Origin of the sequence: Methylobacterium komagatae (assembly GCF_042661665.1) — a bacterium.
Taxonomy (GTDB): Bacteria; Pseudomonadota; Alphaproteobacteria; order Rhizobiales; family Beijerinckiaceae; genus Methylobacterium; species Methylobacterium komagatae.
This window is the reverse complement of sequence record NZ_JBHSWN010000001.1, coordinates 2,095,859-2,111,526: the sequence shown is the minus strand read 5'-3', so window position 1 is coordinate 2,111,526 and position 15,668 is coordinate 2,095,859. Positions and strand designations below refer to the sequence as shown.

12 protein-coding genes and 2 pseudogenes are annotated in these 15,668 nt (G+C 68.5%); all 14 read right to left on the bottom strand.

The features are described 5' to 3' along the window. Nucleotides 1-810 precede the first annotated feature (810 nt). The 14 genes and pseudogenes from ACFQE0_RS10295 to ACFQE0_RS10230 all read right to left on the bottom strand — a co-directional run bounded on the left by ACFQE0_RS10295 (nucleotide 811) and on the right by ACFQE0_RS10230 (nucleotide 15,635). The gene (locus tag ACFQE0_RS10295) at nucleotides 811-1,545 is read right to left on the bottom strand and encodes a DUF4396 domain-containing protein (RefSeq protein WP_116655493.1); all 735 of its coding nucleotides are present in this window, start codon (nucleotides 1,543-1,545) and stop codon (nucleotides 811-813) included. An 8-nt stretch (nucleotides 1,546-1,553) separates the two neighbouring features. Next, a pseudogene (locus ACFQE0_RS10290) lies at nucleotides 1,554-4,009 on the bottom strand (heavy metal translocating P-type ATPase). A 68-nt stretch (nucleotides 4,010-4,077) separates the two neighbouring features. Next, nucleotides 4,078-4,569: a DUF305 domain-containing protein gene (locus ACFQE0_RS10285; protein ID WP_116655331.1), complete on the bottom strand. Its 492-nt coding sequence runs from the start codon at nucleotides 4,567-4,569 to the stop codon at nucleotides 4,078-4,080. A gap of 56 nt (nucleotides 4,570-4,625) precedes the next feature. Further along, on the bottom strand, nucleotides 4,626-4,958 hold the full coding sequence (locus ACFQE0_RS10280) for a four-helix bundle copper-binding protein (protein ID WP_116655332.1): 333 nt from the start codon (nucleotides 4,956-4,958) through the stop codon (nucleotides 4,626-4,628). 411 nt (nucleotides 4,959-5,369) lie between these two features. Then, complete coding sequence (locus tag ACFQE0_RS10275; RefSeq protein ID WP_116655333.1) at nucleotides 5,370-5,846, bottom strand: hypothetical protein; 477 nt, start codon at nucleotides 5,844-5,846, stop codon at nucleotides 5,370-5,372. A 91-nt stretch (nucleotides 5,847-5,937) separates the two neighbouring features. Then, complete coding sequence (locus tag ACFQE0_RS10270) at nucleotides 5,938-6,150, bottom strand: heavy-metal-associated domain-containing protein (RefSeq protein WP_116655334.1); 213 nt, start codon at nucleotides 6,148-6,150, stop codon at nucleotides 5,938-5,940. 280 nt (nucleotides 6,151-6,430) lie between these two features. After that, entirely contained in the window at nucleotides 6,431-8,146 is a 1,716-nt protein-coding gene (locus ACFQE0_RS10265; RefSeq protein WP_378969311.1) for a DUF2326 domain-containing protein, read from the bottom strand. Further along, nucleotides 8,136-8,378, bottom strand: coding sequence for a hypothetical protein (locus tag ACFQE0_RS10260; RefSeq protein WP_059408078.1), 243 nt, complete (start codon nucleotides 8,376-8,378; stop codon nucleotides 8,136-8,138). The genes ACFQE0_RS10265 and ACFQE0_RS10260 overlap by 11 nt, the downstream gene beginning before the upstream one ends. Next, entirely contained in the window at nucleotides 8,371-9,330 is a 960-nt protein-coding gene (locus tag ACFQE0_RS10255; protein ID WP_116655336.1) for an SMEK domain-containing protein, read from the bottom strand. Before ACFQE0_RS10255 ends, ACFQE0_RS10260 begins: the two co-directional genes overlap by 8 nt. 230 nt (nucleotides 9,331-9,560) lie before the next feature. After that, nucleotides 9,561-10,037, bottom strand: a complete 477-nt coding sequence (locus ACFQE0_RS10250; RefSeq protein ID WP_116655337.1) for a DUF411 domain-containing protein — start codon at nucleotides 10,035-10,037, stop codon at nucleotides 9,561-9,563. Between the two features lie 20 nt (nucleotides 10,038-10,057). After that, nucleotides 10,058-13,219: an efflux RND transporter permease subunit gene (locus tag ACFQE0_RS10245; RefSeq protein WP_116655338.1), complete on the bottom strand. Its 3,162-nt coding sequence runs from the start codon at nucleotides 13,217-13,219 to the stop codon at nucleotides 10,058-10,060. Then, on the bottom strand, nucleotides 13,216-14,739 hold the full coding sequence (locus tag ACFQE0_RS10240; RefSeq protein WP_116655339.1) for an efflux RND transporter periplasmic adaptor subunit: 1,524 nt from the start codon (nucleotides 14,737-14,739) through the stop codon (nucleotides 13,216-13,218). The genes ACFQE0_RS10245 and ACFQE0_RS10240 overlap by 4 nt, the downstream gene beginning before the upstream one ends. Beyond that, a pseudogene (locus ACFQE0_RS10235) lies at nucleotides 14,736-15,141 on the bottom strand (FixH family protein). Before ACFQE0_RS10235 ends, ACFQE0_RS10240 begins: the two are co-directional and overlap by 4 nt. Further along, complete coding sequence (locus ACFQE0_RS10230) at nucleotides 15,138-15,635, bottom strand: hypothetical protein (RefSeq protein WP_378969308.1); 498 nt, start codon at nucleotides 15,633-15,635, stop codon at nucleotides 15,138-15,140. The pseudogene ACFQE0_RS10235 and the gene ACFQE0_RS10230 overlap by 4 nt, the downstream one beginning before the upstream one ends. Nucleotides 15,636-15,668 lie beyond the last annotated feature (33 nt).

Below are 15,668 nucleotides of genomic sequence, written 5' to 3'. Positions count from 1 at the left end.
GCCTGATCCTCCCTGTCCTTCCACTTCCTAAGCGCGCGGCCGATCCCACCGAACGATCCCCAGCCGAGTTCCCTCCGGACCGTCCGGACCGAGACCCGGTCCTAGATGCCGCCGGGCGGCGCCGGCCTGGACCGTCTCCAATCCGCCGCCTTCCAGACCCCGTTTCGCGTGACCATGCCCGCCATCCCAAGCCGTCACCGGCATCATGGCCGCGAGCGGTGAACAAACGGTCGCGTCCCGCCCGCGAACCCCGGTTCGGCGTAGAGGAGGCGCCCAACGGTCACCCGGACCCGTGTAGCGGCATCCCGGAGCCGGCTCCCGGGCCGAAGGACCCCAACCAACCGGGGGAAGCCCTCCCGGTCGCGTGACGCGTACGCCTAACGTTATCCGTTACGCCTACGCCACGGAGGCGCCGCGTACCTCCGGGATGGGTCGCCGCACCCCGGCGCCGGACCGACGTAAGCCCGCCGGCCACCGAAGGCGTAATTCGATGGCCGGGCCCGCCGCGCTACGCAGGTGCCCAGGACCGGCGATGCGCTCCCGATGGCCTGCGCGACGGGCGCCGCCGCCGTGCGGCGACGCGCGGGATTCGGCCAGGGACAGTGGAGGGAGCCCATGCTCCTATCGAGGTGCGAACGCCGCGGGCGCACAATTCACGCCGACGCGAAGCGGTGCCCGTGCTGCCACGCCGCCGCCGGAGCGGAAACGCGCCCTGCCCCGAGCGAGGCCGGCTATTGGATCTGCATGCTTACGACCTCGTGCGCCGTCCTCTGCCGGCTCCTCGTGATCCGCGGGTAGGCGCCGCCCGGCCTACATCCGCTCCTTGATGCCGGAGCCGACGAGCCACCAGTTCACCGGGTAGCTGGTCAGAAATCCCGCCACCATCGCGGCCTGCATGGCGAACCAGAACTCGACCGAGTCCACCGGGGCCTGTCGTCCCGCCAGGAGCGGGTAGAGCCAGAACTGCGTCAGCGCCATGAGGCCGTACATGCCGACCTGCCAGGCGATCAGCGATGCGGTGTCCGCCTTCACCGCCGCCACGAGGCCCTCGCCGGGCGAGAGCCCGCGCATCGGCACGATGGCGTAGTATTGGAACGCGATCCCGAGGGCGTAGGCGAAGACGAAGTCCAGCACCCAGACCGCGTACATCTTCTCCTCGAATAGGGAGTGCCATCCGAACCAGACGGCGACGCCCGGCACCAGGAAGGCGAGCCACTCGGCGGCGACGTCGCCCAGCATGCAGCCGCTGCCGCAGTGGAGCGCGCCCTTGCCGACCATCACCGGGAACGGGGTCTGCGTCATGTTCGGCGGCTTCTCGCCGCGCTCCTTGGCGTGATGGTGCGCCTCCATCGTGGCTAGCCGTCCATAGCGGTAGTACGCCCAGACGACGACGAGCGTCCCGAACAGCGCGCTCACCGGCCAAACGACGTTCATGACCGTCATGTGCTGCGGGTGCCGGATCACCTGCACCGACAGCAGCGCCGAGCAGGCGGCCCCCAGGAGCAGGGACAGGATCGCGAGCGTGTTGAGCCAAGTGGGGAACACGGGCACTCCTAGCGGGGCGGGGCGGGATCGAGGTCGGTCGCCCGCAGGCGCAGGGCATTGCCGATGACGCTGACCGAGGACAGCGCCATCGCGGCCGCCGCGACGATCGGCGAGAGCAGGATGCCGAGGAACGGGTAGAGGACGCCGGCCGCCACCGGCACGCCGGCCGCGTTGTAGACGAAGGCGAAGAACAGGTTCTGGCGGATGTTGCCCATCACCGCCCGCGACAGCCGCCGCGCCCGCACGATGCCGACGAGGTCGCCCTTGAGCAGCGTCAGGCCGGCGCTCTCGATGGCCACGTCCGTCCCCGTCCCCATCGCGATCCCGACGTCGGCCGCGGCGAGCGCGGGGGCGTCGTTCACGCCGTCGCCGGCCATCGCGACCACCTGCCCGGCCGCCTTGTGCCGCTCGACCACGGCGGCCTTCTGGTCGGGCAACACCTCCGCCTCGACCTCCTCGATGCCGAGCCGGCGCGCCACCGCCTCGGCGGTCGTGCGGTTGTCGCCGGTCAGCATCACGACCCGGATGCCCTCGGTCCGGAGCGCCGCCAGCGCCTCGGCCGTCGTCGCCTTGACCGGGTCGGCGATGGCGATGACGCCGGCGACCCGTCCGTCGACGCCGGCGAAGATCGCCGTGGCGCCGTCGCGCCGGGCTCGTCGGCTTCGGCGTCATGGGTGGATACGTCGACCCCTTGCTCGCGAAGGAAGGCGGCGTTGCCCAGCGCCACGCGGCGGCCCTCGACCGTTCCGAGCGCGCCCTTGCCGGTGGGGCTGTCGAAATCCGTGACGGAGGCGGTCGCGATCCCCCGCTTCCCGGCCGCCGCCACGATGGCCAGGGCGAGCGGGTGCTCGCTCGCCCGCTCGACGCTCGCCGCGAGCCGCAGGAGCGTGTCCTCGTCGAAGCCGGCCGCCGCCACGATCCGGGTCACGGCCGGCTTGCCCTCGGTCAGGGTGCCGGTCTTGTCCATGACCAGGGTCGTGACCCGCTCCATCCGCTCCAGCGCCTCGGCGTTCTTGACGAGCACCCCGGCCGCGGCGCCGCGGCCGACGCCGACCATGATCGACATCGGCGTGGCGAGGCCGAGCGCGCACGGGCAGGCGATGATCAGCACCGCGACCGCGGCCAACAGAGCGAAGGTGAAGCGGGGCTCCGGCCCGAAGGCCATCCAGGCGGCGAAGGCGACAACCGCCACGCCGATGACCGCCGGCACGAACCAGCCCGCGACCCGGTCGGCGAGGCGCTGGATCGGGGCCCGGCTCCGCTGGGCCTCGGCCACCATCTGGACGATGCGGGCCAGCATGGTATCGCGCCCGACCTTGGTCGCCTCGACGACGAGGGAGCCGGACTGGTTGAGGCTGCCGCCGATGACGGGGGCGCCGGCCTCCTTGGCGACCGGCATCGATTCCCCCGTCACGAGGCTCTCGTCCACGGAGCCGCGGCCCTCCACCACCGTCCCGTCGACCGGGACCTTCTCGCCGGGGCGCACGCGCAGGCGGTCGCCGACCTCGATGGCATCGAGTTGCACCTCCTCGTCCTCGCCGTCCGGCCGGATGCGGCGGGCGGTCTTCGGCGCGAGGTCGAGGAGCGCCCGGAGCGCGCCGCCGGTGCTCTCGCGGGCGCGCAGCTCCAGGACCTGCCCGAGCAGCACCAGCACGGTGATCACCGCCGCCGCCTCGAAGTAGGCCGGCACCGCCCCGCCGCGCCCGCGCAGCGCCTCCGGGAACAGCCCGGGGGCGAGCGTCGCGACCACGCTGTAGAGGTAGGCCGTGCCCGTCCCGAGGGCGACCAGGGTGAACATGTTCAGGTTCCGGGACAGGACGGAGTGCCAGGCCCGAACGAAGAAGGGCCAGCCGGCCCAGACCACGACCGGGGTGGCGAGCGCGAACTGGATCCAGTTCGAGGTCTGCTGGCCGAGGCGGTCGGTCAACCCGAGCAGGTGGCCGCCCATCTCAAGCACGAACACCGGAACGGTCAGCACCAGCCCGGCCCAGAACCGGCGCGTCATGTCGACGAGCTCCTCGCTCGGACCGTCGTCCGCACCGACCATCGCGGGTTCCAGGGCCATCCCGCAGATCGGGCAAGCCCCTGGCCCGACCTGGCGCACCTCCGGGTGCATCGGGCAGGTGTAGATCGAGCCCGCCGGCACCGGGTCGGACTTCGCCGCGGCGGAGGCGGGGTCGACGTAGCGGACGGGGTCGGCCTCGAACTTGGTCCGGCAGCCGTTCGAACAGAAATAGTACGGATGCCCGTCGTGCTCGGCCCGGTGCTTCGTCGCGTGCGGGTCCACCGTCATCCCGCAGACCGGGTCCCTCACGCGGAAGGCGCCATCGGACGAGTCAGGTGCGGCATGGCTGTGCGCACGGTGGTCGTGCCCGTGGCCGTGCGCGTGCGCGGAATGGTCGTGGCCGCCGGCACGGGCGTGGCCTCCCGCAGCGTGAGGATGTCCCTGCGACGCGTCGCTCATCACCGCTCCTTCCGTATGGCCGAGGGCCTGGCCGCCGGACCGCGAACGGTCCGGCGGCGCGCGGCGCCTTACCGGTTGCCTTCCTTCTTCGCGTTCTTGTCGAGCCAGGCGACGAGCTCCTGAATGCTCTTCTCCTGCTCGCCGATGGTCTTCTCGGCGAGGCGCTTGCTCTCGGCGTTGTCGGCGCCCTTCAGCGCCGCTCGGGCCATGTCGATGGCGCCCTGGTGGTGGGGGATCATCGCGCAGACCCACGCGACGTCGGGATCGCCCGCCATCATCCCCTGCATCATCGGGCCATTCATCGACATCATCGCCCGCTGCAGGCCCTTCTGGGTCTCGGTCATCTGACTGCCCATGCCCTGCATGGCCTGGGACATGTGCGCCTGCATGTCCTTCACCATCGCCTCCTTGCCCGCCGAGGCCGCCTTGCACGCGTCCGGCAGCCTCACGGCGGATTGCATCGAGCCGTGGTCGTGATCGTGGTCATGGTCGGCCGCGACGGCCGCTCCGGCGCCGGCGAACGCCATGGTCGCGGCAAGGACAAGATAACGAACGAGCATGGTTGCCTCCTCTCATCTGGTGGAAGGGGCGGCCGTCGCCGGCCGCCCCGATTGGCTCAGGCGGCCATCTTGCGGCAGCTCTCGGCGCATCGCCGGCACTGCTCGACGCAGTCCCGCATGTCGCCGACCTGCTCGCAGCTCCTGGCGCAGGCCTCGCACACCTCTGCGCAGGCGCGGCAGGTATGCTTGTGCTCGGGGGTGCCGATCAGCATCAAGTGAGCCGAAGTCCGGCACGTCTCCGCACAGGCTAACATCAGCCGGAAATGCGCCGGCTCGACGTGCTTGCCGCCGGCCGGAAGGCAGTGGTTCGAGGCCATGCCGATGCAGGTCTGATAGCAGCGCAGACACTCATCGACGCAGGACTGCATCTCGTTCGAAATCGTATGCATTTTTAATCTCCATCCAGGTAGTTTTTACTGTTCGATAAACTGAGCTTTACGCCAAAAAGCGATTTTATTGCTCAGCACAGCGCAGTCATAAAGATGGTGAACTGACATCTTGTTCAACGCGAAAGACGAAAATCTTTCGCGGTGACGTTCACGTTTGGAAAGACGGTCCCGCGGCCATCGTGGACCGGTCCCGGCGCGCCGGGATCGCCCGATCACGAACGACCCGATGGGACGCCGCCCTTTCGAGCCACGGTTCGGCGCGCCCCGCCGGGGCGACCCGAAGCGGCGCCGCCGCTCTTGAGGCGGCGATTGGACAGATCGACAGGGGATCGGTCTCGACGGCGAGGAAGCGGGCGCAGGTCGTGGCCGCGGGCGCATCTCAGGCGTTGCGCGCCTCAGGCGCGCAACGCCTCACGCGACGGTTCGTGGCGGCTTGCGAAGCGCCTCGGGCCCTGCGCCCTCGTGCCCCGCGACGTCGTCCGGGACCATCACGACGGCCTTGAAGAGGGGGGCCGACAAGGATGTCGGGGCGGCGGGAATACCGAGGGTGCCACAAACGGCCGTCCCGCAGCGGCAGCGCTTGCAGGCGCCGGGGCAGCAACCCTCGTCGGAATCGGCGGCTTTGAGCGAGGCCGTCGGCCGAACCGGCATCGTCCCGAAGAAACGCGGCGCACCGGGAAACCTTCCCGTGAGCCCTGGGACGTGCAGCGAGGTTGCGAGGGCCAGCCCAGCAAGCGGTGCCTTCGCATCGACCATTGCCGCCGCGCGCCGATTGTGACCGCAGTGGACATGGCCATCGTGAGCCTCGACAGCGGACGGCGCGACGTAGGCGATGATCGCCAGGATCATCGCCGCCATCGAACGCACCACATGCCGCTTGAAGGCCATCCCGGTCGCCAACCCCGATCTTGAATGCCGCGACGAAGTCACACCCTGGACGAGAATGCCTGCATCCGCATTTGGTTGCCGGCGCGTCCCATCACGCGGTCGCGCGTACCTGCTCGGCCGGGTAGCCGGCGGCGGTGACGGCCCGTGCGATGTGGCCTGCCGGCCCGACGGCGCCGGACACGGTCACGAGCTTGGCCCCGAGGTCCACCGCGACCTGGGCCTCCGGCTCGATGTCGATGATGGCCCGGGTCACGGACTTGACGCAACCTCCGCAGCCCATCTGGTCGACCTTGAAACGATGCATGACGCTCTCCCTATGACGGCGTCACCTCCAGATGGGGCTTCCCATGGTGGGAAGGTCAAGGCTTGAGGAGCGCCTCGCATCAGGCTGGAGCGCGTTCGCTGCAGGCGACATGGCCGTCCTGACGCTGAAGCCGGTCGACCCTCGACATCCTCGACCGGTGCGGCGACGCTTGGCGTGGTTCCATCGCTCAACCCTGAAGCATCATGTCCATCGGCCTGCGCACGTGCGCTTGGATCCTGATCGATGGGCCTTGCGGCGAGGAGGGTCCTGGTCCGAACGATCACTCCCGGCCAACCTCCTGGTAGTGCGCCTTGAGAAAGCGATTGCTTTTGGTGAAAGATGCCACGACGCTCTGCTCAAGCTCATGATACCATACCTCCTCCCGTGCATGCTCGATGCGGTCGACATTGAGTGTCAGGATGTACTGCTGGTTCTCGTCGAGTCTTGCCCGAGTGAGGATGAACTCCAGGCTTTTGCGCAGGGTGTCGTCGTCGACGTCGAAGATGTTATCGTGAACCAGCAGCCCGGGGTGGCGGGATTTAGTATAATCGTTCAGCAGCAGCGCGATGTCGTAGATAAACACCTTTTCCCTCTCCACGCTATGACTGCCGTCATCGTCGATCCGCAGAACGATATCGACGACGTGTTTCCTGGGGGTGGTTCGCACCTCGAAGGAAGCCTTGCGGTTGCCCTGGATGAAGTGATGAATGGTGAGGATCGTCCGCTCGAAGGACCGCAGCCGGTCCCCGGCGGCAGAGATGCTGGCCTGCAATGCCAGCCTTTCGGCCTCGATCTCGGACTTCTTGGCCTGACGTTCGATCAGCAGTTGGTCGTAACGGCCGAGGAAGCTCTTGAGCTGTCCAAGTTCATCGCTCTTCGCCTGGAAGGAGGCATAGGTCTGGCGTAGGTTGCGCAGCTGCCCTTTCTGGTCGAGAACCGCCACCAGCTTTGCGTACCGCCTATCGAGTTCTGCGAGCTGCTTGTTGAGGTTCCGGATCTCGACGTCCACCACCCTCGACTTCTCGTCCAGCAGGTGACGCTGGAACTGCTCGATCTTGGATTTGAAAGTCATCACCTCCGTGAGTTCGCGGACGATGCTGGTTCCCAGGCCGGCACGAAGCTGGTCGTAGAAGTCGCGGATCTCGCCGCTGTCTATGCCGGGTTCCAGGGCGATCGGCGCCAGGTTCGCAGCGCGCTGGACCAGCACGTCCTTGCTGCGGCGCAGGTCCGACATCCGGTCTTCGATATCGAGGATCTCGCCCTTCACGATGTCGTAGGCCGGGGCGTTCTCCAGGGCATCGATGCCTTGCCGGATCGTCTCGACCTCCTCGTCGAGGGCGTTGAGGTCGGACCGGGCGTCATCCAGGTCCTTCTGGCGAACGAGCCTCACGCTGTCCTTGATGCGAGCCTCCTCGACGGCGATGGCGTCGAGTTCCTTCTGTATGCCCTTGACGGCACGGTAGATGCCGAGGTCGATGCCGAGGAGCATGAGGTGCGGCGCGTAGTTGTCCGGTATCCGGGCCTTGGTGTCGAAGCAGCCTACAATCGACTTGAACTCGGATCGCTCGTCCCGGATCAGCGGCCCCAGGATCTCCCGGAACCCGACCTGCTCATCCTGGTCGGGGAACAGCCTTCCCGTCAGGAAATCGGTCGCATCCTTGAGCTTCGCGTAGACCGTCTCGCGCCCGTCGACGATGATCCGCGGGTGCTCCACCTCTTCGAGCGATCTCTTGATGGTGTAACCGATCCCGTGCAGCCGGAAGTCGACGCAGATGAGGGTGCGCGGATCGAAGCTCTCCTTCGGGATTTTTGCCACGCGACTTTCCGTTTTGCGTTTGAGCAAGGCGAAGTTCAAGAATTCGATGCAGAGCGACTTGCCGACGCCGTTGTTCTTGGAGCTGGTCACGTCGCTCTCACCCAGGATCACATTGACCCCTGCCGTGAAGACGATGGGATCGATGGTCGCGGGCTCGGTGTAGAGACGCTCAATCAACATCACGGACGATCAGGTATGGTTCTTCGAAATCGATCAGGCCAACGGCGTATAGGAAGGTGATGCCATAAAAGAACGAATTCCACGCGAACCAACTCTCGCGTTTGAAACGCTCCACCACGTCGAAGATACTGACGCGACCCTTGCCCGACTGCCTGATGTACCGCGCGATCTCGAAACCGACGATTGCCGGAGACTTGTCGAGTGCCTCGTCCTTGAGGAAGATGCTAGGCATCGAGCGCGCGCTTGTTCGGGAACACGTTGCAGGCAATCAGCTGATCGACAAGGTAATATCGAATGGCGCAATCGTCGAACGCGACGGCGCTGGTGCCCATCATCCGAAGGACCTTTTCGGTCAGCGCGTCGAGGGCGGCTTTGGGATCGCCTCCATATTCCGTCAGGACGCGGTCGCTCCAATTCATGAGGTAGACCTGGAGCTTGCGCACACGCACGTGCCCGAGGTCGGTATGCCTGTTCACTTCCGCCAGCGCCCGTCCATATATCTCGTGCAAGTCGACGAACCGCTGTTCGAGGAAGGCGGCGTGATCCGCGAATCGGTCGCGGATCTTCCTGTCGGGATCGGGGTCCTCCCGGTTGTCGCCGACCGAGATCCCTTCCTCGGCGGCGCTGAGCACCTCTATGAGGCGGATCAGGGTACCAACCTCGTTGGACTGCCGGGGCTCGGGGATCTTCAACTCGTCGCGCAGGAACTCGCAGCAGCGCTCAAGCCTGTCCAAGCGAAGGTCGCCGACCTTCCTCAGGAGCTCGGGAATGTCCCAGACGTCGTCCACCAGGGACATGCTGAACACGCCGTCGCCGCCTAGGAACGACTCCCGGTACCTGCGCTTCTCTCCGATGATGAGAACGACCAGGCGGTCGTATTTGCCGTCCAGGCCGCTCGCCACGAAGCCCTTATGGGTATGCTTGATCTTGTCCAATTCCGACGTCGACGTCACCTGGATGGCGATCCGTTCGTCCTCGTCGCCCAAATCGATAGCTCGCGCGTTCCTCTCTACTATGTTGATGTTTTTCAGCTTATAGTCAAACGCCAAGTTCAGAAAATCTCGAAAAAACGCTTCCGCATGGACGTTGATGTCTTGTAGGTTGAGGCTATTGCGGTGCCCGACCGACATCCTCAATTGCGTCAAATAGTGCAAAGCGACCCCGATGAGGCTTGCGCGATTCATGGTGGTGACGAAACTCTCTCGGATCCGCAAAGTCCTAGCGTTGCGGCGCCCCCTTCGCCACTCCGATCTTCATTCCGTCGGGGCGAGGCTGTGAACCGAGTTCCCGCCTGCGCTAGGCCCGCCTTCGAGGGATGTCCGGGCACGAAGCGGGGCGTCGGCACTTGCGCGGCGGCGCGACGACCGTTCACCACCGTGGACGGCGACGGCGATCACCCGCACGTCGGCCGCGCTCAGGCCGGTTCGCCGCCACGATAACGGGCGAAGGCGGTTCGCCCCTCGGGTCCGAACAGGATCACCGCGTAGGTGGCGGGATCCCTGCCCTCGACCTCCATGCCGGGCGAGCCGGCCGGCATGCCCGGAACGGCCAGCCCGGTTCCGTTCGGGCGCTCGGCCAACAACCGCTTGATGGCGTCGGCCGGGACGTGTCCCTCGACCACGTAGCCGTCGACGAGGGCGGTGTGGCAGGAGGCGAGGTCCCGCGGCACGCCGAGACGCGCCTTCACCGCGGTCACGGGCCCCTCGGTCACCGTCACCGTGAAGCCGGCCTGGCGCAGGTGGTCCACCCACTTCGCGCAGCAACCGCAACTCGGGTCCTTCGTCACGGCGACGGTCGGCAGGCCCCTTGCCGAGCCGGATCGACCGACGGCCAGGGCCGCCGCCAGGCCCACGAGCACGGCTCGCCGGGATGGCATCATGTCAGACTTCATCATCCGCTCCCGTTGCTCACTCATTCGGCCGCCAGGGGCATCCGGGCACCTTCCCCGGCCGCCTCGACGGCCTGCGGCAACCCGCGCCCTTTCACCCAAGCATAGACGGCCGGGATCACCACGAGGGTCAGCACGGTCGAGGAGACCATGCCGCCGATCATCGGCACGGCGATGCGCTGCATGACCTCGGAGCCCGAGCCGGTGCTCCAGAGGATGGGCAGGAGCCCCGCCATGATGGCGACCACCGTCATCATCTTGGGCCGCACCCGCTCGACCGCGCCGACCATGATGGCCCGCCTCAGATCCTCGCCCGTGAGCGAGCGTCCCTCGCGGGCGCACCCGGCCCGGACCTCGTCCCAGGCATGGTCGAGGTAGACCAGCATGATCACGCCGGTCTCCGCCGCGACCCCCGCCAGGGCGATGAAGCCGACCGCCACCGCCACCGACATGTTGAAGCCCATCCACCACATCAGCCAGACGCCACCGACGAGCGCGAACGGCAGGGACAGCATGACGATCAGCGTTTCGGTCAGGCGCCGGAAGTTGAGGTAGAGCAGCAGGAACACGACCAGCAGCGTCAGCGGCACGACGATCCTGAGACGCGCCGCGGCGCGCTCCAGGTACTCGTACTGCCCGCTCCACTGCAGCGTCGTGCCCGGCGGCAGCGTGACCTCGCCGTCGACCGCGGCCCGCGCGTCGGCCACGTAGCCGCCGAGGTCGCGCCCCGTGAGGTCGACGAAGATGTAGACCGCGAGCTGCCCGTTCTCGGTGCGGATCGAGGTCGGCCCCCGGGTGAGCTCGACCTTCGCCACCTCGCGCAGGGGGACCGTACCCCCCGCCGGAAGGGGCACCTGCACCTCGTCGGCGATGGCCCTCGGGTCCGAGCGGGAGGCGCGCGGGTAGCGCACGTTGACGGTGTAGCGCTCGCGGCCCTCGACCGTGGTCGTCACGGCCTGGCCGCCGAGCGCCGTGGCGACGACGTCCTGCACGTCCCCGACCGTCAGTCCGTAGCGCCCGAGCGCGTCGCGGTCCGGCGCGATGTCGAGGAAGTAGCCGCCGACGACCCGCTCGGCGTAGGCGCTCGACGTGCCCGGCACGTCGCGCACCACCGCCTCGACCTGGCGGGCGACCTTCTCCATGGTGCCGAAATCGGTCCCGAGCACCTTGATGCCGACCGGCGTCCGGATGCCGGTCGAGAGCATGTCGATGCGGGCTCGGATCGGCTGCGTCCAGGCGTTGGACACGCCCGGGAACTGCAGCGCCCGGTCCATCTCGGCCTTGAGGCTGGCCAAGGTCACGCCCGGGCGCCATTGCGCCTTCGGCTTGAGGCTGATGATGGTCTCGGCCATCTCCATCGGCGCCGGGTCGGTCGCCGTGTTGGCACGGCCCGCCTTGCCGTAGACCGAGGCGACCTCCGGGAAGGACTTGATGATCCGGTCCTGGGTCGCCAGCAGCTCGGCGGCCTTGGTGACCGAGATGCCCGGCAACGTCGTCGGCATGTACATCAGCGTGCCCTCGTCGAGTTCCGGCATGAACTCCGATCCGAGCTGGCGCGCCGGCCAGACCGTCGCCGCCAGGACACCGAGGGCGAGCAGGATCGTGGGGATGCGCGCCCGCAGCACGCCGGCGATGAGCGGCCGGTAAAGCCAGATCAGGAGCCGGTTCACGGGGTTGCGATGCTCCGGCACGATGCGCCCGCGCACGAACAGCACCATGAGCGCCGGCACCAGGGTCACCGACAGGAGCGCGGCCGCCGCCATGGCAAAGGTCTTGGTGACGGCGAGCGGCCCGAACAGGCGCCCCTCCTCGCCCTCCAGGGTGAAGATCGGCAGGAAGCTCACGGTGACGATGAGGAGCGAGAGAAACAGCGACGGCCCGACCTCGGCGGCGGCCTCGACCAGGACCTCGACCCGTCGCTTGCCCGGCGGCGCCCGCTCCAGGTGCTTGTGGGCGTTCTCGATCATCACGATGGCGGCGTCGATCATGGCGCCGACCGCGATGGCGATGCCGCCGAGCGACATGATGTTGGCGCCGATGCCGAGCGCCTTCATCCCCGCGAACGCCATCAGGATGCCGACCGGCAGCATCAGGATGGCCACCAGCGCGCTACGGACGTGGAGCAGGAACACGACGCAGACGAGCGAGACGATGACGCTCTCCTCGACGAGCGTGTGCCGCAGCGTCTCGATGGCGGCCTCGATCAGCCGCGAGCGGTCGTAGACCGGCAGGATCTCCGTGCCGGCAGGCAGGCTCCTCGCCACCTCGGCGAGCTTCGCCTTCGCGTTCTCGATGACGGTCAGGGCGTTCGCGCCGAAGCGCTGCAGGACGATGCCGCCGGCGACCTCGCCCTCGCCGTTCAGCTCGGCGAGGCCGCGCCGCTCGTCCGGTCCGAGCTCGACCCGGGCGACGTCCCGGACCCGCAGGGGCGTGCCGCCCGAGGTCTTCAGCACGATGGTCTCGATGTCGGCGACGCCCCTCAGGTAGCCGCGCCCGCGCACCATGAATTCGAACTCGGAGAGCTCGACCGTGCGCCCGCCGACGTCGGCGTTGCTCGCCCGGATGGCGTCCCGGAGCTTGTTCAGGCTGATGCCCTGCGCGCGCAGGCGGTTCGGGTCGACGACGACGTTATACTGCTTGACGAAGCCGCCGACGCCCGCGACCTCGGCCACGCCCTCGGCGCGCGAGGCGCCGAAGCGAACGACCCAGTCCTGCAGGGACCGGAGCTCGGCGAGCGTGCGCTCACGCGCCACCACCACGTACTGGTAGACCCAGCCCACGCCGGTCGCGTCGGGGCCCAGCGTCGGCGTCACCCCCGCGGGAAGCCGGCTCGCCGCCCCGTTGAGGTATTCCAGCACCCGCGAGCGGCCCCAGTACGGGTCGGTGCCTTCCTCGAAGATCACGTAGACGAAGCTGACCCCGAAGAACGAGAAGCCCCGCACCACCTTCGCCTTCGGGACCGTCAGCATGGCGGTGGTCAGCGGGTAGGTGACCTGGTCCTCGACCACCTGGGGCGCCTGCCCCGGATACTCGGTGTAGACGATGGCCTGCACGTCCGAGAGGTCGGGGATGGCGTCGAGCGGCAGCGTCCTGAGCGCCATGACGCCTGTCGCGACCGCGAACACGGTCCCGACCAACACCAGCACGAGGTTGCGGGCCGACCAGCCGATCAGGCGCGCGATCATGGCTTGCCCTCCACATTCGCCGCCTGCCGGTCATCCGCCTTCGGGGCCGCCATGGACTTCAGCGCCGCCTTCAGGTTGCTCTCGGCGTCGATCAGGAAATTCGCCGCCGTGACCACCCGCTCGCCGGCGGCGACGCCGTCGCGGATCTCGACGAAGCCGGTGCCGCGAACCCCGACCTTGACCTCGCGCGGCTCGAAGCGGCCTGCGCCCCTGTCGAGTAGCACCACTTGCCGTGCACCCGTGTCGATGACCGCGTCGTCGGGCACCGCCACGACGGGCTTGCCCGTTCCCGAGGCGATCTCGACCTCGGCGTACATGTCCGGCAGCAGCGCGCCGTCCGGGTTCGGCAGCTCGATGCGGACCCGCGTGGTGCGGGTGTCCGGGTTCACCTGCGGGTAGATGACGCCGACCTTGCCGGAGAAGGTCCGTCCCGGCGCCGAGCGGAGGCGCACGGTCACGGCCTGCCCGACGCGGACCCCGGCGAGGTCGCGCTCGGGCACGTCGGCCAGCACCCATACGGCCGAGATGTCGCCGATCCGGAACAGGGTGTCACCGGCGGCGGCCTTCATGCCCTCGACGGCCGAGCGCTGCAGCACCACGCCGTCCCTGGCCGACGACCAGGTGATGGCCATCGGCACCTTCCGGGTGCGCTCCATCTCGTCGATGACGGCTTCTGAGACGTTCAGGTTCTGAAGCCTGCGGCGCGCCCCGTCGAAGCCCGGGTTGGCGATGAGCTGCGCGGCGGCGGCGTTGATCTCGGGCGAGTAGACGTGGACCAGCGGCTGGCCCTTGCGGACGCGGTCGCCGGTGGTGACGTCCTCGACATGGTCGACATACGCGTCCGACCGGGTCGCGATGACCGTGACGCGCCGTTCGTCGAGGGCGACGGTGCCCGGCACCCGCACGGATTGGGCGACGACCCGCCGCTCCACGGTCTCGGTCCGGACGCCGGTCCGCTGGACCTTGCCGGGGGAGACGGTCACGACGTCGCCGCCCTCGTCCTCGCCCGCGTAGACGGGGATGTAGTCCATCCCCATCGAATCCTTCTTCGGGGTCGTCGAGGTGTCCGGCAGGCCCATCGGGTTGCGGTAGTAGAGCACCTTGCGCGCGCCCCCGTCGGGCTTCCCGGCCGCCGCCGTTCCATGCGCCGCCATGCCGTGCCCGGTCACGTCGTGGCCGGCCCTGTCGGGGGATGTCGCCTCGCTCTCTCGTGCCTGGTCGAAGCGCACGTCCTCGCTGGCCCGAACCGCCCGGAAGTCGTGCCCCTCCGCAGTCGTTCTCGGCGACGCGGAGTAGACCGGCTTCCCATCCGGATCCTGGTAGTAGACCACCGGACCCGTGACCTTCGCCGGCGCCGGTGCCTGCGGACCCGGCATGCCGGTCGGAAGCCAGTGGGCGGATTCGGTCCGTGCGCGCTCGACGAGGACCGGAACGGGGCTGCCATCGCGCCCCGCCCAGTACCCGGTGCCCCCCGCCGCCGACGCGGCGAGGATCCCGGCGAGCCATGCCGAGCGGCTCACAGGACCGCCCGGAAGACGAGCCTGTCCTCGACGGTACCTGTTTCGCCCTGGACCTTCGCCCCCAGCGAGAGCCGCCAGCCCCCGGCCATCGTGAGCTTCGCCTTGAAGCGGTAGAGGCCAGGCTCCGTCGACGGGACCTGCTCGATCGTCGAGGTCATCTCGTCCATGCTGTCGGGCGCCATGTCGATGCGCTTGGCGAAGATCACCGCGTCCGGAACGGGCTTGCCGGTGCGCTTGTCCATGAGGTGCACCAAGAGGACGGTCTCGCCGACCTTCGCCTCCGTCCTGGTCGAGCTCGAAGGCGTAGTCCTCGATGCCGGCGAGCGCCGGCAGGACCGGGACCGACAGGGCGGCACCGAGCAGCGCGGCACCGAGGGCGCGCGCGAAGGGATACTTGGTCACGGGTTTCGTCTCCTGAACGCGATGAGTGGCCACGCGCGGACGCGCGGCGTCGTGCCGGCGCTCACGCCGGCGGCATCGGGCTCAGGCTCGGGGGGCTCGGGTAACGGGCGGCCGGATACGCTGGCGAAGGACGCCGCATCGGGCCACACCCGGCTCGTTCGCGTCGCTACCGGGGCCGGGACGGACGCCGCGCTCGGCGGGAGGGAGACGATGCTGGCGAGGCAGAGCGCCAGCAGCGGACAAGCGGCCTTGGCGCAGTCGGGTTGCGCCCCCTCTCCGGGCGGGCAGCACGGCATGTCGGCCATGTCCGCGTCGCCCGCGTCCATACCCTCCATCCCGGCATGTGCGATGGCCGAGGTCGTCCCAGGCGCGGCTTGCGTCATTATGAACGCACCCATCCCTGCGGCGGCCGCGGGAGCGGCCACCGGCGTCAGGGCGAGACTGAGCACCGCCAGGAGCGGCAACACTCGCCGAAGGGCGATCAAGAGCGTCACGCGGGAACGATGCCAGCTTTTCGATCCGGGCGG